Below are 21534 nucleotides of genomic sequence, written 5' to 3'. Positions count from 1 at the left end.
CCAACGCCGGCTTCCAAACGGCGGCTCAGTAGCCGGGCACGGATTCCTGTGCCACCGCGCTGGCCTCGGAGAACTGCGTCCGGTACAGCTCCGCATAGCGGCCCTCGGCGGCGAGAAGCTCCCGGTGGGTGCCGCGCTCCACGATCGAGCCGTCCTCCACCACCAGGATCGCGTCCGCCGCACGGATCGTCGAGAGACGGTGCGCGATCACGACGGCGGTACGGCCTTCCAGCGCGGCGCCCAGCGCCTCCTGGACGGCGGCCTCGTTGGTCGAATCCAGCGCGGCGGTGGCTTCGTCGAGGATGACCACCCGCGGCTGGGCGATCAGCAGGCGGGCGATCGTCAGGCGTTGCCGCTCGCCGCCGGAGAGCCGGTAGCCGCGCTCCCCCACCACAGTGTCCAGCCCATCGGGCAGGGACCGGATCATGTCTTCGAGCCGGGCACGGCGCAGCGCATCCCACATCTGCTCTTCGGTGGCCTCCGGCCGGGCCAGGCGCAGGTTGGAGGCGATGCTCTCGTGGAACAGGTGACCGTCCTGCGTCACCATGCCGAGGGTCGCGCGCATCGAGTCGAACGTGAGGTCACGGACGTCCACGCCCGCGCCGGGCGTCGTGCCGCCGAAGCGGATGGCGCCTGAGTCGACGTCGTACAGGCGCGACAGGAGCTGCGCAATGGTGGACTTGCCCGCCCCGGAGGAGCCGACGAGGGCCACCGTCTGGCCCGGCTCCACCCGGAAGCTGATGCCGTGCAGCACTTCCTCGCCGCCGCGGGTGTCCAGGGTCAGCACGTCCTCCAGGGAGGCCAGCGAGACTTTGTCCGCCGAGGGGTAGGCGAAGCGGACGTTGTCGAACTCCACCGAGAGCGGACCTGACGGGGAGGCCACCGCGTCCGGCTTCTGCTGGATGAGCGGCTTGAGGTCCAGGATCTCGAAGACGCGTTCGAAGCTGACCAGGGCGCTCATGATCTCGACCCGTGCGTTTGAAAGTGCCGTGAGCGGCGCGTACAGGCGGGTGAGCAGCAGTGCCAGCACGACGACGTCGCCCGCGTTCAACTGCCCGGCGAGCGCGAGCCAGCCGCCCAGGCCGTAGACCAGTGCCAGTGCCAAGGCCGAGACCAGTGTCAGCGCCGTGACGAAGGTGAACTGCAGCATGGCGGTGCGGACGCCGATGTCCCGGACGCGGCCGGCCCGGAGGGCGAACTCGCGGGATTCCTCGTCGGGGCGGCCGAAGAGCTTGACCAGCGTGGCGCCGGGCGCGGAGAAGCGCTCGGTCATCTGGGTGCCCATGGTGGCGTTGTGTTCGGCGGCTTCGCGCCGCAGATCGGCCAGCTTGGAGCCCATCCGGCGGGCCGGGATCAGGAAGATAGGCAGCAGGATCATGGCGAGCACGGTCACAAGCCACGATTTGTTCAGCATCACCGCGAGGGTCAACGCCAGGGCCACGACGTTGCTGACCACGCCGGAGAGCGTGCCGGCGAAGGCTGACTGCGCGCCAATGACATCGTTGTTCAGCCGGCTGACGAGGGCCCCGGTCCGGGTCCGGGTGAAGAACGCGATCGGCATCTTTTGGACGTGGTCGAAGACCTTCGTGCGCAGGTCCACGATCACGCCTTCGCCGATCGTGGAGGACATCCAGCGCGTCACCAAGCCGATTCCGGCCTCGGCGATCGCGACGACGGCGATCAGGACGGCCAACCAGATCACCGTTGAGGCCTCCGCGTGGGCGATGATCGCGTCGACCACCTGCCCGGCGAGGACCGGGGTGGCGACGGCCAGGAAGGCCATCACGATGGACAGCAGGACGAAGGCGATCAGTTTGCTGCGGTGGGGGCGGGCAAAACTGAAGACGCGCTTCAGGGTCTCCTTCGAGAACGGCTTGGACCCGCTGGAGGCGCGGGTGATGTTGTAGAGGGAGCTCCAGGCGACCCGGTCCATGCTCATTTGGTGTTGCCTTTCGGGGCATCGGCGTGCAGTTCGGTGACGACGCCGTTTTCGACGTTCCAGCGCACGTCCAGGCGGACGTTTTCCAGCAGCCGGCGGTCGTGGGTGACCAGCAGCAGCGCGCCGTCATAGCTGTCGAGGGCTTCCTCGAGCTGTTCGATGGCGGGCAGGTCAAGGTGGTTGGTGGGTTCGTCCAGAACGAGCAGGTTCACGCCGCGGGCCTGCAGCAGCGCCAGGGCTGCCCGGGTCCGTTCCCCCGGGGAGAGGGAGTCCACGGCCCGGTTGGTGTGATCGGCTTTGAGGCCGAATTTGGCCAACAGGGTGCGCACCTCGGCCGGGGTCTGCTCTGTCAGGACGGCCTCAACGGCGTCTGCGAGCAACAGTCTGCCGGCCAACAGCCCGCGCGCCTGGTCGATCTCGCCGACGGCCACGGACGCGCCCATGGACGCGTCACCGGAGTCGGGCTGCTGGACGCCGAGCAGGAGCCGGAGCAGGGTGGATTTGCCGGCGCCGTTGGGACCCGTGATCCCGATCCGCTCCCCCGCATTCAGCTGCAGGTTCACCGGGCCGAGAGTGAAGTCGCCCTGCACCGCGACGGCGTCGCGCAAGGTGGCCACGACGGCGCTGGAGCGGGGTGCCGCCCCGATGCTGAACTGCAGCTGCCATTCCTTGCGCGGCTCTTCCACTTCTTCGAGCCGGGCGATGCGGGACTCCATCTGCCGGACCTTCTGGCCCTGCTTCTCGGAGGACTCGGTGCTGGCCGCCCGGCGGATCTTGTCGTTGTCCGGGTTCTTCTTCATGGCGTTGCGGACGCCCTGGGAGCTCCATTCGCGCTGGGTGCGGGCCCGGGAGACGAGGTCCGCCTTGGTGTTCGCGTACTCCTCGAAACGTTCCCGGGCGTGCCGGCGGGCGACGGCGCGTTCCTCCAGGTAGGCCTCGTAGCCGCCGTCGTATACCGCCACCGAGTTCTGGGCCAGATCCAGTTCCACGATCGTGGTGACGCAGCGCGCCAGGAACTCGCGGTCATGCGAGACCAGGACGGCGCCGCCGCGCAGGCCCTGCACGAAGGCCTCGAGCTTGGCCAGGCCGTTGAGGTCCAGGTCGTTGGTGGGTTCGTCCAGGAGCACGATGTCGAACCGGCTCAGCAGCAGGGCGGCGAGCGCCACGCGGGCCGCCTGGCCACCGGACAGGCCAGTCATTCCGGCGTCGGGGCCCACATCGAGGCCAAGGTCCGCCAGGACGGACGGGATGCGGTCCTCCAGGTCAGCGGCGCCGGAGGCCATCCAGCGGTCGAAGGCCAGGGAGTAGGCGTCGTCGGAGCCCGGAGCGCCGGAGCCCAGCGCCTCCGCGGTGGATTCCATCTCCAGGGTCGCTTGGGCACAGCCGGTGCGCCGGGCGATGTAGCCCGCGACCGTTTCGCCGGCAATCCGTTCGTGTTCCTGCGGCAGCCAGCCGACAAAGGCGTCGGCGGGGGCCAGGCTCACGGTGCCTTCCTGCGGACCGTCGACGCCGGCCAGCAGCCGCAGCAGGGTTGATTTGCCGGCACCATTGGCGCCGACGACGCCGACGACGTCGCCGGGGGCTACGGTCAGGGACAGCTTCGAGAAGAGTGTGCGGTGATCGTGTCCACCGGAAAGATCCTTGGCAACAAGGGTTGCAGTCATTACTTCATCCTCTCACTGCGGCCCAAAACGGGCCTCCCGTCTGGGAGAAACTGCGGGTCCGGACGGGACAGAAAACCGGCCGGGCATAGAAGAACCCGCCGGTCCGGACTTGGGGGGTGTACGGACCAGCGGGTTCGACCATTTAGCATAGTTGAATTAGGACCTCACGCAAAATCCCAGCCCGCACCGCCACACCGCCGCCACCCCCCGCCTCAATCGCTGCTGCCCCACCGCATGCCAGTAGCCATACTGCCCGTCGACTCCGCAGGAAGCCCTAGATGCCACTACCCGCAAAGGCGTTCCAACTCTGGCTTCATCGGGTTGCCCCGTCCGCGAGCACAGCCGATCTCTGCCGGATCTCCGGGATCAAGCGCACCACCTTCGCCCAGCAGTTGGTCCGCGGAAAGGTGGCCGAAACCACCCTGGTCAGCATCAGCCGGGCCCTGGATTTGAGTCCGCTGGCGGAACTCGCTTCCTTCGAGCATTATGCGGAGCTGGCCGCCCCGCCGCAGCCGCCGACCCCGGCCGAACTCGTCAGCCAGGTCGCCACGATGGACCTGTTGCGCGCCGTCATTTCGCGTTCTTCCCCGGCCTACGGCGGCTACGGTGACCAGGGCAGCTCAATGACCCCGGCTCTGAGCCCCGCACCGCACGCCACGTCGGTCCGGAACTGGGTGGATGCGATTGACGATGGTGAATTGCGCCACCGGGTTTCGGCCGCCACCGGGGTGGCACCGCAAAATTACTCCGCGCAGCTCACGGCAAACCGGCTGTCCCCCGAGCTTGCGGTCGCGACGGCCCGCGCGGCGGGCGTAGGCTTCACGGGCGGGCTCGTCGCCACGGGCCTGATAACTGAGGCTGAGGCCGGCTGGACGGCCGGGGCGAAGCAAGCCGCGTTGGACGCTCTTTCCGACGGCGACCTTAGCGCCCTGGCCGGGGAACGTCTTCAGGCGCTCGGAAAATCGCTGCGGCGCCATGAGCAGGAGCAGGCACAAACACAAAAGATTTGGGAGAACCTCGGATGATCGCGATCCTGCAGTGGACCACACTGGCGATATGCTGCGTCGCCACGCTCGTCCGCGTGCCCAGTGTCCTGCGGGGTGAGAACCGGTCCCTGTTCTGGATCCTTGCGCTGATGACCCTGGCGATCCTGCTCAGCATCGATGCCCCGTATCTGGCCGTGGACCAAGCCCTGGGAGGCATGAACGTCGCCAACCTGCTGCTGCGCTTCGTCATTTTCGCCGTCATCTTCTTCCTTGGTCTCCGGATGGCCCGGGGCTTCAGCGCGTGCGACGCCCTGCGGCTCATCACCGGCCCCATCGGCATCGCAGTAGCCGCTGCCGCCTCGGCTGTGGTGGTGGTGGTCTTCCTCATGATGGATACCGCCGGCTCCTCGGCGGGTTTGGTCGCCGTGTTCGCCAAGGACGGCCGCAATGCCGCCCTGGTGGAGTATTACGGGGCCGCCGGGCGCCTGTACCCCGCGTTCATCACCGCGGCCCTGTTTCCGGCGATGCTGCGGACCCTGCGCAGCGGACTTCCGGCCCTTGTCCGGTCCAGCGCCGGGTTGCTGGCCGTGGGCACCGTGGCCATCTGCCTCAGCCTGCTCTCCCCGGTCATCCCTCCGCCCCTCGGGTTCATGCGGTTCGTCATCAACTACTCGGCGGTCCTGTGCCTTGTCCTGGGACTGTGCATGATCTGGCTGGCTAAGACGCTTGCGAAGCGTGCGCCGAAGAAGCATGCTGGCATGATCTGACCACTTTGGGGCTGAGCAGGCAAGCGATGTGGGAGAACCGGGAATGATTGCAACCCTCCAGTGGGGCACGCTGATCATCTGCACCGTGGTGCTCCTCCTCCGCGTTCCGGATGCGATCCAGGGGCGGAACAGGACCGTCTTCTGGATCCTGGTGCTCGCGACCCTGTGCAGCCTGCTCTCGGTGCCCGGCCCCTATGAGGCGATCGATGGGGCGCTGGGGGGATGGAACCTCGCCCACCTGATCTTGCGCTTCCTCGTATTCGCCGCGGTCCTGCTGGTCGGTCTGCGCGTGGCGCGGGGCCTGGCAGACGAGCCCGGCTACCGCCTCATCGCGGGGCCGGCCGGGCGCTGGGCCCTGGCCCTCAGCGCCGTCGTCGTGGCGGTGACCTTCTTCTTCATGGACACCCGCGGGTCGTCGGCCGGCATGCTGGACATCGCGGACAACGGTGGACGCAATGCCGCCCTGGCGCCGTTCTACGCCGCGGCCGGCCGCACCTATCCTGCTTTTGTCTCCCTCGCCCTGCTGCCGGCATTGGTGGCCACCACAAGGAGCCAGCTGCCGCGGCTGGTGCGTGCCGCGGCCCTCCTGACATGCCTCGGCGCCCTCGCCACCGCCTGCAGCGTACCCGCCTCCTTCGCCCCGAAAGCGTGGACCCTCGCTCAGCAGACGGTCAACTATTTGGCCGTCCTGGGCTATGTCCTGGGCCTGGGACTGTTCTGGGCTTCCGGGCTCGCCGCCAAGGAATCTCATAACGCTCGCGCAACATTTCGCAAGAACCAAAAGTAGGCATTCACAAAATCATTAGACCGTGAGAGAATCATGAATGTGTGAAAGCGGCAATCGCTTCGTGTACGGAAGTCAGCCGTGCGAAGCAGAGGCAGCCGTCCAAGCGCCATTGGGGGGATGAGTGGTAGCGGTCCGGTAGGACCGCTCCCACTCAGCCTGTTTAAGGGGTTTTCCGGTTGTTCCCGACAGTATTCGGATTCCCCGACACCGTCGGCCGCATTCCCCTGCGGGAAAGGCGGCGTCAGGCGGCCCTGTCTTTCAGCGCACAAACCTCAGCGTGACCAGCTGGAATGGCCGCAAAGTAAGCTCGGCGGAATCGCGGCCCGCCGTCACTCCCGGGGCATCGACGGGCCGTTCCAACAGATCCACGGCGTGCAGCCCGCGGACCGGGAAATTGGCCTTCACCACGCCCGTGGACCGCTCCCCCAGTGCTTCGTAGAGCCGGACAATCACATCCCCGGAACCGTCTTCAGCGAGTTTGACCGCTTCAATGACAAGGGCCTGATTGAACACGCTGACCAGCGGTTCCACCCCGTGCTCCCCGTGCACCATCCGCGGCGCCAGGTTGGTGCGGTAGCCCTCTTCGACGGCGTCGGCGATCGTGGCGCCCGGACGGACCGTGACGTGCAGCTCGTGCCTGCCCTGGTCCGCGCCGGGATCCGGAAACTTCGGTGCCCGCAGGAGCGAGAGCCGCACTGTGGTGGTGGTGCCGCCGTCGTCCTCCCGGACATTGCGGGTGACGTCGTGGCCGTAGCTGGAAGCGTTGGAGATCGCCACCCCATAGCCCGGCTCGGCGACGTGGATCCAGCGGTGGGCGCAGATTTCGAATTTCGCGGCCTCCCAGGACGTGTTGACATGGGTCGGGCGGAACACGTGCCCGAACTGCGTCTCCGCCGCCGACCGGTCGGCCCTGACATCCAATGCAAAGCCCAGCTTGAGCAGCTTTTCGCTCTCCTGCCAGTCCACGGCCGTAGTGATCGCGAGCGAGTCTGCACCCGGCGCTAGTCTAATCCGTTGGGTCACCGCGGAGGACCCGGCCATCCGCTCCACCACCACGACGGCGTCCGGGTTTTCGCCCCGGGGGTCGCGCTCCAGTGCCACCGAAAGCGCCTGTTCCAGACGGACGACGTTCCTGCGGTAGAAGGCGTCGATGTCCCACGCGTCCCATTCATTGGGCGTGTCCCGGTGCAGCTCCAGGAGGTTTCCCACCTCGCCGGGAGCAATCGCCTCGCGTCCGGTGGCCCGGTCCGTGAGGGAGACCAGCAGTCCGCGGGCATCCACCACGGCACGGATGATGCCATTGTCCAGGATGTAGCCGCCGCCGTCCTCAGTGACCTCTACCGGCTGCCCGGGCCGGACCGGTTCAGCAGCCGCCAGGGCCGGCACGCCCAGGCGCTCGTGCGGGGCGGCGTTGAGCAGGAATTTCCGGCTGCCGGTGCCGAGGGCCGCCGCCGCGGCGTTCGTGATGATCGCTTCCAGTCCCCGTTCGACGGCGGCGTAGTTCCGTTCGGCGTCCTGGTGGACCCAGGCGATGGAACTTCCCGGCAGGATGTCGTGAAACTGCTGCAGCAGGACCAGCCGCCAGAGTCGCTTGAGCTCCGCAGCCGGGTAGCGGTGCCCGGTCCGCACAGCCGCGGTGGCACTCCAGAGCTCGGCTTCCCGGAGGAGGTGCTCGCTGCGCCTGTTCCCCAGCTTGGTCTTGGCCTGGCTGGTGTAGGTGCCGCGGTGCAGTTCCAGGTACATCTCCCCCACCCAGACCGGAAGGGGCTCATACTCGGCCTGGGCCTGGCTGAAGAAGCTGGCCGCCGAGCCGACCCGCACCTTCGGGGATCCTTCCAGATCCGCCGTTCGCTGCGCTGCGGCCAGCATCTCGCGGGTTGGGCCCCCGCCGCCGTCGCCGTACCCGAACGGAACCAGCGACGTGCCTCCGCGTCCGTGGTCCCGGTAGTTCCGTTCTGCGTGCGCCAGGTCCCGGGCACTGAGGTCGGAGTTGTAGCTGTCCACCGGTGGGAAATGGGTGAAGATGCGGGTGCCGTCGATTCCTTCCCAGTTGAAGGTGTGGTGAGGCATCCTGTTGACCTGGTTCCAGGAGATCTTCTGGGTCAGGAACCAGCGGCTGCCTGCGGCCTTGATGATCTGCGGCAGGGCGGCGGAATACCCGAAGGTGTCCGGCAGCCACGCCTCCTGGCAATCGACCCCGAATTCGGCCAGGAAGAAGCTTTTACCCTCGAGGAACTGCCGTACCATGGCCTCGCCGCCGGGCATGTTGGAGTCGGATTCGACCCACATCCCACCGACGGGAACGAACTGGCCGGCGCGGACCTTGTCCCGGATGCGCCCGAAGAGCTCCGGATAGTACTCCTTCATCCACGCGAGCTGCTGGGCGGAGGAGCACGAAAAGATGAAATCGGGATTCTCGTCCATCAGGGCGACGACGTTGGAGAACGTCCGGGCGCACTTGCGGATGGTTTCCCGGACCGGCCACAACCAGGCCGAATCGATGTGGGCGTGGCCCGTGGCCACGAGCTGGTGCGCCGAGGCATAGGCCGGCCGGGACAGGGCTCCGGCCAAGGCGGCCCGTCCGGCCTCCGCGGTCCCGGCAACGTCGTCGGGGTCCATGATGTCCAGCATGCGTTCGAGCGACCGCAGGATGTCGTGGCGGCGGGGCAGGTCCATGGGCAGTTCGTGCATCAGCCCGCTGAGCGTGAGGATGTCCTGCTGCAGTTCCCAGACGGTCTGGTTGCGTTCGGCGATGGCGATCCTGCCGAGGCGGTACTTCGGCTCGCTGCCCGACGTCGCCTTGTCGCCGTAGGGGGTGGCGGCGAAAGTCCAGTTCTGGGACAAGTCGGGATTGGCCGCGGCTTCGACGTAGAAGTCAACGGCCATGCCACTGCCCAGGAGCTTGAGCGGGATGTACTGGTTCCGCGGCGAGATCGCCTTGATGATGGTCCCGTCGGACCGCCAGGCAATGCCTTCGCACTGGAATCCCGGGAGGTCGCCGCTGAAGCCGAGGTCCACGAGGACTTCCACGGAGGTTCCGGCCGCGGTTCCCCAGGCGTCCGGCACCTCACCCCGGAGCCGGAGCCACTTGGTGCTCCAGGGCCGGCCCCAGGCCACGCCGTGTTCCTGGGGCGTGAACTCCTGCCGCAGGGCCTCGAGCACTGGCACGGGTTCGTCCGGCGCGTCCCAGTTGCTTAGCGTCAGCGGCACGCTGCGCGGGTAGACGGCCGGGCCGATCCGGTCACGCAGAAAGCGGTCCAGCCGGACTTCCGTAAGACGGCGGTCGTCGTGCAATGTGATCCTCTTCAGCGCTGGGGGGTCCGATCGACTCCAATCGATGGATAAAACTTACGCCGCGGAGAACCCGTTGGCCAACTGTTGCCCCTAGCCGGCCGCGGGCGCCGGAACGGCTACGCGTTGCTGGCCCGCGTACACGTTCAGGCTGGTCCCGCGGCTGAACCCGGCCAGTGTCATCCCGCTGGCCTCGGCGAGCTCGACGGCCAGGCTGGAGGGGGCACTGACAGCGGCGAGGACCGGGATGCCGGCGAGGGCAGCCTTTTGGACGAGCTCGAACGATGCACGGCCGGACACCTGCAGTACGGTGCCCCGGAGCGGGAGCAGGCCTTCGCGGAGCGCCCAGCCCACCACCTTGTCCACCGCGTTGTGCCGGCCCACGTCTTCGCGCAGGCACAGCAATTCGGCCGAGCCGTCGTCGGAGATCCTGAAGAGCCCGGCGGCGTGCACGCCGCCGGTGACTTCGAAGACCTCCTGGGCGGACCGCAGGGCGTCCGGGAGGGCCGCGAGCGTTTCGACGGGGACGGTCAGCGGATCGTGTGCCGGGCTGTAGTGCGAGGACTTCCGTACGGCATCGATCGAGTCAGTGCCGCAGATGCCGCAGGAACTGGAGGTGAAGACGTTGCGTCCGGTATCGGGTCGTACGACGTCGGGCCTGAGCTGCGCCTCCACCACGTTGAACGTCTGCATGCCGTCGGCGTCTTCGCCGGCGCAGAACCTGAGCGAGACCAGCTGTTCGGGAGCCCAGATGATCCCCTCCGAGACGAGGAAGCCTGCGACGAGGTCGAAGTCATTGCCCGGCGTTCGCATGGTGACGGAGAATGACATGTTGCCGAGCCGGATTTCCAGCGGTTCCTCGACGGCAAGGACGTCCTCTCGGTGCCGGACCGGGAATTCGAGGGCCTGCGGGGACCCGTCCAGGACGATCTTGTGCACCTTGCGGCGCTGTGTCACACGGCCCATCCGGTGCTCCTAAGCAACATAGTGTGCCGCTGTTTGAAGCTAGCGGCTGTTTGAATCTTTGGCTGGTTCCATCATTGTAAGTGCCTGATCCTGGCGGCGTGCCTTGTCTCCGCGCCGGCGCAGCGGGCCAGGACTCAGCCCAAAAGGGCACTCCAGTCCACCGGCCCGTCACTGGCCGAGGTTTTCCTGGCGGTCCGCTTCGCCGCCGGCTTCTGTTCGGCGGCCGCTGCCGACGCGTCAGGCAACGGCGCACCCCACGGGAGGGCGAAGGCGGGGACCAGTTCCCCCAGCTGCACGCCATGGGGCGGGACCACCAGCACACCGTCGGCGGCGGCCAGCCCCCGCATCATTCCCGGGCCGGTGTGCTGCGCCGGCGATGCCATGCCATAGAGCAGCCGGAAGGGCATGAGCCGGGTCCGGCCCGGGTCGGCGTCAATTGTCGAGCCGCAGGGCACCTCGCTGAGCGGGGGGATCGCGCTGTGCCCGAGTGCCGCCAGGAGTGGGGCACCGATCGTGGACAGCGCCATCATGGCCGCTAGCGGGTTTCCTGGCAGGCCGAGGATGTAACGGCCGTCCGGCAGCTCGGCCAGCACGGCGGGGTGGCCCGGGCGCATGGCGATTCCGTCGATCAGCAGGCGGCCGCCGAGCTCGGCGACCGAGCGCCTGAGGTGGTCTGTCCCGGAGCGCCCCGTGCCGCCGGTGGTGACCACGACGTCGGCAGGCAGGTTTTCACCGGCAGGATCGGTGTCCTCGAGGGCGGCGAGCCACTCGGCGTAGGTGTCGCCGACTTTCACTTCTTCGGTACAGATCCCGCCGAGCATTCCCACCACGGCGGCCAGTTGGGGTCCGAAGGTGTCGCGGACCTGCCCGGGTGCCGGCATCCCGCTCGTCACGACCTCGGAGCCAGTGAAAACGAGGCGGACCACGGCCTTGCCGAGCACGGGAAGGGTGTCACTTCCGGCCAGCGCGGCGAGGGCCAGATGGGCCGGGTTCAGGACCGTGCCGCGCTTGATCAGTACGTCCCCGGCGGCGGCTTCCTCCCCGGCCTTCCTGATGTGGTCGCCGTTGCGCGGGTCTCCCGGCTTCGCGGTGCCGCCCAGCTTCAGGACGGGCAGGCCGTCCTCGTCGACGTCGATGATGCCGCTTTCGCTGCGCAACACGGCCTTGGCCCCGGGCGGGATGAGGCCGCCGGTGGCAATCGGGCTGGCCTGATGTGGTGCCAGACGCTGGCCGGGTTCGGCCAGGATCCAGGGGCCGCTGCCGTTGACGGCCCAGCCGTCCATGGCAGAGGAAGCGTAATGGGGCATGTCCTGCCGGGCAACGACGTCCGCCGCGAGCGTCCGGCCGAGCGCCTGCCGCAGCGGAACAGGGGCGGCCGGGATGGGAACGGCGCACTCGAACGCGAGTTGCCGGGCCTCCTGCCACGTGTGGGCCAGGTGCCTGTGCGGCTCCGCGGCAGTGTCCTCGTCCGCTGCGTCCTGGTCCGCGGCGTCCTGGTCCGCGGCGCCCTGGTCCCCTGCCTCCTCGTCCGCTCCATCCTGGTCCGCAGTGTCTTCGCCCGCTGCATCCTGGTGCGCCGCGATGTGAGGGCCACCAGGGCCGTCTACGGGAGCCTCTCCACCGCCATTTCCGACGCCATTTCCGCCGGTATCGTTGACGCCATCTTCACCGCCATCTCTGACGCCATCTCCACCTGCGGCGGTGGTGGGGCCGTTGCCGTCCGGGGCCGCAGCCGTCATGCCCCGGAAGTTTCGGCGGCTGCGTAGTCCTTGGCGAGCTGGCGGGCCACGGCCATCGCGGACTCCATGGACACGGAGTCCGTGGCCTGCCCGGAGCCTGAGGCCAGGCCGGCCGCAAAGCCGGCAATGAATGTGGTCAGCGGTGCCGCCGGGCGCACCACGGAATGGGCGGCCACGCCGGCCAGGGCGAGGACCTCATTCACGTCAATCTCAACTTCGTCCAGCTCCAGGGCCTGGAGCAGGGCACGGCACCAGTCTTCCAGTGTTTCGTCCTGGCTTTTCACCGTTTGCCTCCATGGTCGAGTTCAGCTGTGCAGAGCCGGGCCGGAGCCCGGACCGCCGTCGGGAATCCTGCCGGATACCCCCAGTGCGAACGCGTCATCCCAGGTGTCGACGTCATCCGTGGAACCCGGGGGAACGCGAACTTCCCGCACGTCCAGCCTAGCAAGAAGGGCGAACACCGACGCGTTTTCCAGCCGGTCCCGGGACGCGGCGTCCGCGACAGAACGTTGTAGCACGGCCGTGCCATAAAAGCCCACGAGCGGCTGTTTCCGGCCGTCGGCCGAGACGGCCATGACGCCGTCGGCCGCGTCCCTTTCCGGCGTGCCTGCACCGGACGTGGCCAGCGCCTCGGCCAGGGCACGGACCGCGCCGGCCGACCGGGGCATGTCACACGCCAGGACGAGGGTATAGGGCGCGGCTGCTGCGTGCCGGCTCGCGTGATCGGCGGCCAGGGCGGCCAGCCCCGCCGCGATGGCTGCGGCCGGACCCGCGAAGGGCGGCTCTTCCCGGCAGGTCAGGACGCCGCCGGGCAGGCCCCCGGGGTCGGGGCCGACGACGACGGTGCGCCCCGCCGCGCCGGCGGCCCGCAGTGACCGCTCCAGGAGGGTGGCGCCGTCGTAGACCAGCCCGGATTTGGGCACGCCGCCGAGGCGTGAGGACCGGCCCCCGGCGAGAATGATGGCATCGAACTCCATCGTTTCAGCCTAGCGCGGCGCCAGCGGCCACCGAACAAGCCGTCACGTGCGCCGGCAGCGTCTTCACCGGCTGATCAATCAGCAAGGGGGCAGATCAGGCAGCCGATTCAGGCAGCAGGAACGGATCCCAGGCCGGCGTCGGCTTCTCGAGTTCCTTGATCTGCCAGATGGCACCCTTTGGCGGGCCCGGAACAAAACCGATCTTCCAGCCCATCTCCGCCGGCGTATGGTCGCTCTTGGCGTTGTTGCACCGCAGGCACGCCGCCACCAGATTCTCCCAGGAGTCGGCCCCGCCCCGCGATTTGGGCTGGATGTGGTCGATGGTGTGGGCAGCCTTGCCGCAGTACGCGCAGCGGTGGGCATCCCGGCGCAGCACGCCGCGGCGGCTCACCGCAGTCATCGTGTTGTACCTGGGCCGGATGTAGCGGTTCAGCAGGATCACGGACGGGCGGCCCAAAATGTCCTGGGGGCCGACCACGGGGTCGTCCCCTTCGGCCACCACGCTGGCCTTTCCGGTCAGGACAAGGACGAGCGCCCGGCGGAAGGTGATGACCGCCAGCGGTTCATATCCAGCATTCAGAACGAGAGTGCGCATCCGCATACCTCTTCACGGCCGCACCCGCCAGCGGCACGAGGGCCGGCTGCCCTCTGCATGGTCGGGCTATGGATCGACAACACAAGAGTAAACACTCAAGTGCCGGATCACCGAATGTTTTTTCACCGGCGCGGTCCCCGGCGCGGAAAGTTCACTGCACAGCAACGCAAAAGACCCCCGCCGGGAGGCGGGGGTCTTTTGGAATGCTGGGGTTCGTGCTTAGGCGCCGACGCGGATGAAGACCGGGCCGGAGCCGACGTTGACGCTGTACAGCGCGGTGGTGCCGCCGTTCCAGCCGCCGTGCACTGCCATGCCGTTGCCGACGTAGACCGCGATGTGAGCCATGCCCACGCCGCCGTTCTGGTAGTAGGCGAGGTCGCCCGGGCGTGCCTCGGCGGCGCTCACGGTGCGGCCCAGGGACAGGTAACCTGCCGGCCAGCCGTGGTAGTGGATGCCTGCCGCGGCCAGGGCGTTGGTGGCGAGGGCGGTGCAGTCCTGCGCCACGCCGATCTGTGCGTAGGCAGCGGCGGCGATGGTCGCGCCTGCGCCGCTTCCGATGCCGGCGGGGGCCTGGGCAGCGACGCCGCCGCTGACGCCAAGCTCGGTGCCGCCGGCGCGGGTGGCCGTGGCGTCCTGGACCTTGACAACGGGCTTGGGAGCCTCGACAACGGGAGCCGGCGTGGTGGTCACGGCGGGCTTCTCGTAGGAGATCGCGATGGTGGAAGCGGCCGAGATGGTGGCCGGAGCTGCGGACTGGACTTCCAGGGCCGAAGCGGAGGTGGATTCGCGCTGAACATTGGTTTCAGCAGCGTTGGCTGCGATTCCGCTGGTCAGGACCAGACCGGAAGCTGCGGCGATGACCGCGGCCTGACGGCCCACGCCGCCGGCGTTGTCGCCGACAGCTTTAGCAATAACAGCCAGCGAGTTGGTCTTGGTGACCTCGGCGCGGTGCCGTGCAACGTTTGCACGAGTAGTCATTAAGTTCTCTCTTTCGTGATCCTTGGACCGCGCGCTTTCGGGCACGGACTGAGGACGCTCCGGCATCTTGGGGGTACGCCGGATCGCCCCGAAATGGGTTACTTAGCGAAGGGTGTACTGCGAAGACGCGCCAAAAGCGGAAACTGCATGCTGTCCGGGCTCGCTAGAGATTGAGCCTGCGGAACGTGATCCAATCCGGGCGCCGGCAAGGGCGGCACGTGATGTGGATTCCAGCGGGCTCGACAGAGCCTCGCCGGTGCGCATGCGCGCATAATTGTGGCGTGAAGACACGAAAGTAGCCTCTCCCAATGCCTACGAGGTGAGCTGTCGGATTCGGATGGGAGTCACCCGGCCGCGCTGCTTCCTGGGAAGCTTTACGACTTAACCCCAAGGCCTTCTTTCGAAGGCCAAAATTGGTTCCCCCGCCCCTGCCAGACGATGTAATGCGAACGGACCTTGAGCGGTGGCAGAGCTAGGCAATCCACTCAAGAGCGCCAACTTCGGAAAAGTTGGCGTGCTTCAAACCCTACAGCAGTCCGGATCCAATGTCACATTCAGATCACGGCGTGTCACAGGAAGTTGAGAGCAGCCCATCGTCTTTTCAGAGCCAGCCGAGCGGGTCAACGACATCGCCGTTGACCATCACTTCAAAGTGGAGGTGGCAGCCCGTGGAGGCGCCGGTGGTTCCGCTCATGGCGACGACGTCACCGCGGGAAACCTTCTGGCCGACCTTGACCGAGGCCGAGGACAGGTGGTTGTACGTGGTCTCCAGGCCGTTGCCGTGATCGATGACCACGCGGTTCCCCCCGCCGAAGGGATGCCAGCCGTTGAAGGTCACGGTGCCGCTGGCGGCCGCGTGGACCGCCGTGCCGCACTGGGCGGCGAAATCCTGACCGCGGTGGAACTCCCCCGCGCCCCCGGTAATGGGGCTGACACGGTAGCCGAAGGGCGAGGCCGTGACCAGCTGGTCGAGCGGCGCACCCAGGGTGCCGGCCGATGCCGCGCGGGTGATGGTGCCCACAGACTGGGCGCTCAGCAGCTGCTTGAGTTTCCCGTCCGGATCGCCCTTCGTGGTGACGGCCGTGCGGTTGAAGTCGACTTTGGCGGCGGCGGCAGCGGTGACATCCGGCTGCACGGCAGCGGAGAGCGCGCCGGACCCGCCCGGATTCGAAGCCATCACCGGGCTCGTGACGGGGACCGTCACGGTCAGAACCAGACCAGTTGCGGCCAGGGCGATCCCGGCCTTCTGCCCGACCCCGCTGGCCGCGGCAAAGTCCGTGACCTGGCGGAACGGACTGCGACGGCGACGGCGTTCATCCCGGTGCACGTCCCGCGGGCGTTCGGCCGTGTGTGCGACGACGGGACGCGGCTCCGGAGCGGGACCGGTCGCGCGGCGACGGCCCCTGGAGGTCTGGGTGGTCAAGAACGGTTCCTCTCTGGATGGCCTGCGAAGTTAGCTGTCGGATTCGGGTCAGAGAGATCAAAGACCCGGTCCGCCGTTGCAAGCAGCCACGCACAGATGCATCCCCAGGGGATCCTTCGGTGGAAGCTGCTTGCCGCTGACGGACTTCACCCCAAGGCTGCCGAAGTAGCAGCCGAAAGTGGTTCCCCCGCCCCTGCCAGGAGGTAGTTCTGCGACTGATCCGCTGGCAGGGCTCGGCTTCGGATCAGGTAACGCTTTGGTATCGGTACTGGGCACTAACTATAGGCGATTAAGCCGCCCGGTAATAAATCCGTAACCGCAATTGTGGACAACTCATGGGTCGTCCCATGACCGGCGCGTAGTGGCTGGTCAGGCGACTGTTACAAAGACGTGCGCGGCAACCTCCGGCGGCAGCTCCAGGGCACCTTCGATATCGGGGACGCGGACCGAGATGTACTCCCCCACCCGCTCCAGCGAGACAAGCGCGCCAGGCCTGATTCCGCCCTCGTCGAGCTGGGCCAGAAGCTCCGGCTCCACCTGGATCGGCTCCGCGAGCCGGTTGACCGTAACCCGGGAAGTTACCCCGTAGCCGGCCATGGCCTCCAGCAGGTTCACAGGCCTGTCCACGGGGGCGCCATTGGGCACGCCGCCAAGATCCGCAAGCCCCGGAATAGGGTTTCCGTAGGGCGAGACCGTCGGGTGGTTGAGCATCTCGAAGATTCTTCGCTCGACGCGTTCGCTCATGACATGTTCCCAGCGGCACGCTTCCTCGTGGACGTAGGCCCAGTCGAGCCCGATCACGTCCGCGAGGAGGCGTTCGGCCAGACGGTGCTTGCGCATGACACCGATTGCACGTTTCCGTCCGGTTTCCGTCAGTTCAAGGTGCCGGTCGCCGGAAACGACCACCAGCCCGTCGCGCTCCATCCGGCCGATCGTCTGGGACACAGTGGGGCCGGAGTGGCGGAGCCGTTCGGCGATGCGGGCGCGGAGGGCAACGATGTTTTCTTCTTCAAGTTCCAGAATGGTCCGAAGATACATCTCCGTGGTATCGATCAGATCCGTCATTCAGCTCAGCTCCTCGAGCGCAGTCCTAGCGTCATTCCCACCGTACCGCGTGCGGGCTGCATGCAGGATGCGCCCAGGCGGGAACCGCCGTACGTTCGCATGCCAGCCTAGCCTATTTTGAATTACTCCGGATAATCTTTCGATCGACCTGGAGCTATTGTCCCAGCCCCAGCCGGCCGGCCGTCCCCGGCGTCTCAATGACCGGACTATGACAGGCCTCTTTCCGTATCGCCGGGAGCTGTCAGGCAAAATAAGACCGGCAGAATAAAACAGGCAGAATGAAAAGGGGTGTCCGTGGTATTCATCCCTGCCCGCCACCTCCCAGCCACGCTACGAACCAGCCGAAAATTGGAGCCACTGTGAGCGACACCAGCATCACGATCCCCGCCAACCTCCTGCCCAAGGACGGACGGTTCGGCGCCGGCCCGTCCAAAGTCCGGCCTGAACAGATGGACGCCCTGGCCGCGGCATCGTCGACGCTGCTGGGGACCTCGCACCGCCAGGCACCCGTGAAGAACCTGGTCGGCTCGGTGCGCAGCGGCCTCAGCGAATTCTTCCGGGCACCGGAAGGCTATGAAGTCGTGCTGGGCGTCGGCGGATCTACCGCGTTCTGGGACATTGCCACCTTCGGGCTCGTGGAGAACAAAGCGCAGCACCTGTCCTTCGGCGAGTTCGGCTCGAAGTTCGCCTCCGCCACCAACAAGGCGCCGTTCCTTGCCGAGTCCTCCATCATCAAGGCCGAACCCGGCACCCGCCCCACCGCCCGCGCGGAGGCCGGCGTCGACGTCTATGCGTGGCCGCAGAACGAGACCTCAACCGGCGTAGCCGCCCCCGTCCAGCGGGTGGCCGGCGCCGACGAGGGGTCGCTGGTGCTCGTGGACGCGACCTCGGCCGCGGGCGGGCTGGACGTGGACGTGGCGGAGTCGGACGTGTACTACTTCGCGCCGCAGAAGAACTTCGCGTCCGACGGCGGCCTGTGGCTGGGCCTGTTCTCCCCGGCCGCGCTGGAACGGGCGGCACGGATCAAGGCCGGCAACCGCTGGATTCCCGACTTCCTTGACCTCCAGACGGCGATCGACAATTCCCGGCTGAACCAGACCTACAACACCCCCGCACTGGCCACGCTGGTGACCCTGGACGCCCAGGTGCAGTGGCTCAACGCCAACGGCGGCCTGGACTTCGCCGCCGGCCGGACCGCGGATTCTGCCGGCCGCATCTACCGCTGGGCCGAAGCGTCCGAATACGCCACGCCGTTCGTGGCCAAGGCCGAGGACCGCTCGAACGTGATCGCCACGATCGACTTCGATGACTCGATCGACGCCGCGGCCATCGCCAAGGTGCTCCGCGCCAACGGCGTCGTCGACACCGAGCCGTACCGCAAGCTGGGCCGCAACCAGCTGCGCATCGCCACCTTCGTGGCGATCGAGCCCGACGATGTCTCGGCACTGCTCGAGTGCATCGATTTCGTCGTGGCGGAACTGAAGAAGTAGCCCCGCGTCCGGCGTCGTCACGGCCCTGAGAACCTAAGCCGTGACGGCGCCCTCGTCGTTTCAGGTCCGTCCGCCCTGCTGTGCCTCCGGCAGCGCGTCCCTGCCGGCACCGGCCGCCCCGGTCCGGCTTTCGACGCGGAAGTACCGCAGCCCGTGGGCGCGGCGGTTGAAGTGGAGCCGCAGGTGCTTCGCGCGGATGATCCACACCAGCCCGATCAGGGCCGCCAGCAGGCCGGCGCCCGCCGCGACCGCCATGGACCAGCGGGGGCCGGCGGTGTTTGCCACCCAGCCGACGAGCGGCGCACCAAGGGGGGTTCCGCCCATGAAGATCGCCATGTAGAGGGCCATCACCCGGCCCCGCATTACGGGCTCTGTGGTGGTCTGGACGTACCCGTTGGCGCTCGTCATCATGGTGATCGCGAACAGCCCCACGGGCACAAGTGCGACGCCGTACCAGAAGTAGTTCGGGGCCATCGCTGCGATGCCCGAGGTCACGCCGAAGGCGGCGGCCGCCCCGAAGATGACCCGCAGCCGTGGCTTGCCGCGCCCGGCGGACAGCAGGGCCCCGGCTACGGATCCGATGGCCATGATCGAATTCATCAGGCCGAAGGCCCCCGCGTCCAGGCCGAATTCGGTCCCCACCATGGCCGCGATGAACAGGGCGAAATTCAGCCCCAGGGTTCCCACGATGAAGATCGCCACCAGCACCACGACCAAATCCGGACGGTACCTCACATAGCGCAGCCCCTCCCGGATCCTGCCCTTGCCCGCCGGTGCCCGCGGCAGCCGGCGCAGCGACGACGACGGGATTTTCGCCAGGCTCAGCAACAGGGGCACAAAGGTGAGCGTATTAATGAGGAAGACCCAGCCGGGCCCGACGACGGCCGTGAGCACGCCGGCGACGGCCGGACCGATCATCCGGGCAACATTGAAAGACGCGCTGTTTAGGGCCACGGCGTTGGGCAGGTAGTCGTCCTGGACGAGTTCCGAGACGAAGGTCTGCCGGACGGGGGCGTCCAGGGCGGAGACCACCCCGAGCATCAGGGCAAAGGCGTAGACGTGCCAGAGCTGCGCCGCGCCCGTGACCACCAGGATGCCCAGCCCCGCGCTCAGCAGCGCCATGGCGGACTGCGTCAGCACTAGGAGCCGCTTGCGGTTGAACCGGTCGGCGACCAGTCCGGCCACGGGTGCCAGGAAGAGTTGCGGGCCCAGCTGCAGGGCCATCGTGATTCCCACCGCCCCGGCATCGTGCGCCGTCAGGTGGGCGAACACCAGCCAGTCCTGGGCGGTGCGCTGCATCCAGGTGCCAACGTTGGAAATGAGGGCGCCGACGAACCAGATCCGGTAGTTCAGGATGTGCAGGGATTTGAACGTGGACATCAGCCCCAGCCCTCCCCAGACACGCTCCCGGACGCTTCCAACCGCTAGTCGGCCTCGCCCGTTGAGCGTTCGCGCTCGTCGTCGTCGGCGTCAGTGTCGGCGTCAGTGTCGGCGTCGGTGTCAGCGGCGTCGTCGGCGTCGGCGTCAGCGGCGTCGTCGGCGTCGGCGTCATCCTGCTGGTCGGCGTCGGACGCCTGTGACGGCGCTTCGGAACCGGACGGCGCCTCGGCAGCCTCGGCAGCCTCGTCAGCCTGCGCGTCTTCCGGGCGGACCCGTTCGGCCCACGGAACCCAGGCCGGTGCCAGGATGGAGTCCTCGGAGGGCAGGAGTCCAAGTTCGTCCACCGTGACCACCTTGGAGCGCGAGTTGCGTGTCAGCACGGCGTACCACTGCCAGCCCAGGTATCCGGGGAGCCTGGATTCGAACAGGTGGGTCACCAGGCGGTCGCCCTCGCTCCGGGCACCGATGTGCTCGCCGATCTGCTCGGCGGGGGCAATGCCCTCCACCGCGGTGCGGGCGACGTCGACGGCGGCGGCCAGGAAGGCGTCAGGCTTGCCGGTGCGCCAGACGGGCACGCCGGCGCGCGGGCGGATTCCCTGCTTGGAGCCGGTTGCTTTGGCCCCGGCGGGCGCTGCGGTTCCGGCGTCCGGCGCCGGCAACTGATCAGGTTCCTGAGTCATCAAAAGCCTTATACGTCCAGCTCGTCGGCAACCTTACGGAGGGCCGCTGCGATCGCCTTGCCCTTGTTGCCTTCCGGGTACTTGCCCGCGGACAGGGTCCCGGACAGGTTATCCAGCACGCTGACGAGGTCCTGGACCAGCGGGGCAAGGTCCCTGGCGCTGGGCCGCTTTGCCTTGGCGATGGACGGCGTCTTGTCCAGCACGCGCAGGCCCAGGGCCTGGGCACCCTTGCGTCCGTCGGCTACACCAAATTCAACACGCGTGCCGGCCTTGAGCTCCGTGATGCCTTCGGGCAGCGCGGACTTGGGCAGGAAGACTTCCTGGCCGTCCTCGCCCGCGAGGAATCCGAAGCCTTTTTCCTTGTCATACCACTTGACCTTGCCGGTAGGCACGTAATCAACCTTCTTCGTTCTGCGGGGACACGGCCGGCGGTCACCGCATCCGCATGGATACGCGGGTTCAGGGTATGACTGCCCGGACCGTGTTGGTCTGTATCTCCAAGGTTATCCTGCCTGGTTCACTTTAACGGCTTGAGGCGCGGGCGATGCCGGACTGTTAGCGTTGCCCCCATGACACTGACGCGTTACCGGCGGCCTTTGATGATCGTAGCGGCCACCCTTGCTGTGCTGTCCCTCGTTGCCGTCGGCGCTGTCATGGCGATGGCCTTCAACAATGCCGTGGCGCCCGCCTGGATTACCTCGACGGCCCTCTACGGCCTCCCAGTGGCATTCCTGCTCATGCTGGCCCTCGTTGTCGACGCGGTGGCAGCCCGGCGCCGCCCGCGCGGGCCCGGCGAAAGGTAACGTT

General features: G+C 67.6%; 19 protein-coding genes and 2 riboswitches. Of the genes, 5 read left to right on the top strand and 14 right to left on the bottom strand.

The window, feature by feature from the left end; genetic code table 11:
* Positions 1–25 precede the first annotated feature (25 nt).
* Positions 26–1939, bottom strand: coding sequence for an ABC transporter ATP-binding protein (locus tag AC1DFR_RS12585; protein ID WP_476873490.1), 1914 nt, complete (start codon positions 1937–1939; stop codon positions 26–28).
* On the bottom strand, positions 1936–3603 hold the full coding sequence (locus tag AC1DFR_RS12580; protein ID WP_476873489.1) for an ABC-F family ATP-binding cassette domain-containing protein: 1668 nt from the start codon (positions 3601–3603) through the stop codon (positions 1936–1938). Before AC1DFR_RS12580 ends, AC1DFR_RS12585 begins: the two co-directional genes overlap by 4 nt.
* Before the next feature lie 278 nt (positions 3604–3881).
* Between AC1DFR_RS12580 and AC1DFR_RS12575 the strand changes: the two genes are divergently transcribed.
* The 3 genes from AC1DFR_RS12575 to AC1DFR_RS12565 are packed head-to-tail and all read left to right on the top strand — an operon-like array spanning position 3882 to position 6143.
* Complete coding sequence (locus AC1DFR_RS12575) at positions 3882–4628, top strand: hypothetical protein (RefSeq protein ID WP_230012263.1); 747 nt, start codon at positions 3882–3884, stop codon at positions 4626–4628.
* Positions 4625–5356, top strand: coding sequence for a hypothetical protein (locus AC1DFR_RS12570; protein WP_476873488.1), 732 nt, complete (start codon positions 4625–4627; stop codon positions 5354–5356). Before AC1DFR_RS12575 ends, AC1DFR_RS12570 begins: the two co-directional genes overlap by 4 nt.
* 43 nt (positions 5357–5399) lie before the next feature.
* Positions 5400–6143 (top strand): hypothetical protein, encoded by a 744-nt coding sequence (locus tag AC1DFR_RS12565; RefSeq protein ID WP_476873487.1) that lies wholly within the window; start codon positions 5400–5402, stop codon positions 6141–6143.
* A 258-nt stretch (positions 6144–6401) separates the two neighbouring features.
* Here the strand turns inward: AC1DFR_RS12565 and AC1DFR_RS12560 are convergent, their stop codons facing one another.
* From AC1DFR_RS12560 to AC1DFR_RS12520, 9 genes are all read right to left on the bottom strand, one after another.
* The gene (locus AC1DFR_RS12560) at positions 6402–9437 is read right to left on the bottom strand and encodes an alpha-mannosidase (protein ID WP_476873486.1); all 3036 of its coding nucleotides are present in this window, start codon (positions 9435–9437) and stop codon (positions 6402–6404) included.
* A 90-nt stretch (positions 9438–9527) separates the two neighbouring features.
* Positions 9528–10400, bottom strand: coding sequence for a formate dehydrogenase accessory sulfurtransferase FdhD (fdhD, locus tag AC1DFR_RS12555; protein WP_223914284.1), 873 nt, complete (start codon positions 10398–10400; stop codon positions 9528–9530).
* Between the two features lie 134 nt (positions 10401–10534).
* A complete protein-coding gene (locus tag AC1DFR_RS12550) occupies positions 10535–12139 on the bottom strand; it encodes a molybdopterin molybdotransferase MoeA (RefSeq protein ID WP_476873485.1) in 1605 nt (534 codons plus the stop codon).
* A complete protein-coding gene (locus tag AC1DFR_RS12545) occupies positions 12136–12423 on the bottom strand; it encodes a DUF6457 domain-containing protein (RefSeq protein ID WP_476873484.1) in 288 nt (95 codons plus the stop codon). Before AC1DFR_RS12545 ends, AC1DFR_RS12550 begins: the two co-directional genes overlap by 4 nt.
* A gap of 21 nt (positions 12424–12444) precedes the next feature.
* Entirely contained in the window at positions 12445–13116 is a 672-nt protein-coding gene (gene mobA / locus AC1DFR_RS12540) for a molybdenum cofactor guanylyltransferase (RefSeq protein ID WP_476873483.1), read from the bottom strand.
* A gap of 94 nt (positions 13117–13210) precedes the next feature.
* Complete coding sequence (locus tag AC1DFR_RS12535; RefSeq protein WP_026266867.1) at positions 13211–13711, bottom strand: HNH endonuclease; 501 nt, start codon at positions 13709–13711, stop codon at positions 13211–13213.
* A gap of 219 nt (positions 13712–13930) precedes the next feature.
* Positions 13931–14689 carry an NlpC/P60 family protein gene (locus AC1DFR_RS12530; RefSeq protein ID WP_230009730.1) on the bottom strand — a complete coding sequence of 253 codons (759 nt, stop codon included), beginning with the start codon at positions 14687–14689 and terminating at the stop codon, positions 13931–13933.
* A 295-nt stretch (positions 14690–14984) separates the two neighbouring features.
* Positions 14985–15154, bottom strand: a riboswitch (cyclic di-AMP (ydaO/yuaA leader).
* Positions 15155–15290: 136 nt separating this feature from the next.
* On the bottom strand, positions 15291–16112 hold the full coding sequence (locus AC1DFR_RS12525; protein ID WP_476851273.1) for a M23 family metallopeptidase: 822 nt from the start codon (positions 16110–16112) through the stop codon (positions 15291–15293).
* A gap of 4 nt (positions 16113–16116) precedes the next feature.
* Positions 16117–16331, bottom strand: a riboswitch (cyclic di-AMP (ydaO/yuaA leader).
* Between the two features lie 150 nt (positions 16332–16481).
* Positions 16482–17177 carry an iron-dependent transcriptional repressor DtxR gene (locus AC1DFR_RS12520; protein WP_079555358.1) on the bottom strand — a complete coding sequence of 232 codons (696 nt, stop codon included), beginning with the start codon at positions 17175–17177 and terminating at the stop codon, positions 16482–16484.
* A gap of 359 nt (positions 17178–17536) precedes the next feature.
* On the opposite strand from AC1DFR_RS12520, the gene serC reads away from it, so the two are divergent.
* Positions 17537–18667, top strand: coding sequence for a phosphoserine transaminase (serC, locus tag AC1DFR_RS12515; RefSeq protein WP_476873482.1), 1131 nt, complete (start codon positions 17537–17539; stop codon positions 18665–18667).
* A gap of 60 nt (positions 18668–18727) precedes the next feature.
* On the opposite strand, the gene AC1DFR_RS12510 is transcribed toward serC, so the two are convergent.
* The 3 genes from AC1DFR_RS12510 to AC1DFR_RS12500 are packed head-to-tail and all read right to left on the bottom strand — an operon-like array spanning position 18728 to position 21119.
* The gene (locus AC1DFR_RS12510; protein ID WP_223914288.1) at positions 18728–20047 is read right to left on the bottom strand and encodes an MFS transporter; all 1320 of its coding nucleotides are present in this window, start codon (positions 20045–20047) and stop codon (positions 18728–18730) included.
* A 44-nt stretch (positions 20048–20091) separates the two neighbouring features.
* Positions 20092–20727 carry a DUF3027 domain-containing protein gene (locus AC1DFR_RS12505; RefSeq protein ID WP_476873481.1) on the bottom strand — a complete coding sequence of 212 codons (636 nt, stop codon included), beginning with the start codon at positions 20725–20727 and terminating at the stop codon, positions 20092–20094.
* An 8-nt stretch (positions 20728–20735) separates the two neighbouring features.
* Complete coding sequence (locus tag AC1DFR_RS12500) at positions 20736–21119, bottom strand: cold-shock protein (protein WP_018776003.1); 384 nt, start codon at positions 21117–21119, stop codon at positions 20736–20738.
* 177 nt (positions 21120–21296) lie between these two features.
* Between AC1DFR_RS12500 and AC1DFR_RS12495 the strand changes: the two genes are divergently transcribed.
* A complete protein-coding gene (locus AC1DFR_RS12495; RefSeq protein WP_079555362.1) occupies positions 21297–21530 on the top strand; it encodes a hypothetical protein in 234 nt (77 codons plus the stop codon).
* Positions 21531–21534: the final 4 nt, after the last annotated feature.

The sequence above is a fragment of the Arthrobacter sp. 05T410 genome (genome assembly GCF_056396505.1).
Note: the sequence above shows the minus strand (reverse complement) of the source record. Positions and strands in the feature narration are given on the sequence as shown.